At 65.1% G+C, this 390-nt stretch carries 1 protein-coding gene; it reads left to right on the top strand.

The window, feature by feature from the left end:
• On the top strand, nucleotides 1–390 hold a 390-nt coding region (locus tag HUA78_RS45825; RefSeq protein WP_174479146.1), incomplete at both ends, for an ATP-binding protein.

Genomic DNA, 390 nt, shown 5'->3' with positions numbered 1-390 from the left:
AGGTGATGGAGCTGTCCACCTCGAAGTGGGCAGCGGACAAGCAGAATGTGCTCCTCACCGGACCCACGGGCGTCGGCAAGTCCTTCCTCGCATGCGCCCTGGGACAGAAGGCGTGTCGGGATGGCTACTCGGTGGTGTACCGCCGGGCCTCACGTCTTTTCGATGAGCTCGCTCAGGCGCGCGCCGATGGAACCTACGCGCAGGTGCTCAAGCGCCTGGCCAAGGCCCAGGTGCTCATCCTCGACGACTTCGGCCTTGAGCCACTCGGTGCTCCAGAGCGCAAGGAACTGCTCGAAGTCCTGGAGGACCGCTACCGACTTTCGAGCACCGTGGTGACCTCCCAGCTCGAGCCGAAGGACTGGCACGCCGTCATCGGTGACGCCACGCTCG

The organism is Myxococcus sp. CA033 (assembly GCF_013336625.1).
In the GTDB taxonomy this organism is placed as follows: domain Bacteria; phylum Myxococcota; class Myxococcia; order Myxococcales; family Myxococcaceae; genus Myxococcus; species Myxococcus llanfairpwllgwyngyllgogerychwyrndrobwllllantysiliogogogochensis.
Note: the sequence above shows the minus strand (reverse complement) of the source record. Positions and strands in the feature narration are given on the sequence as shown.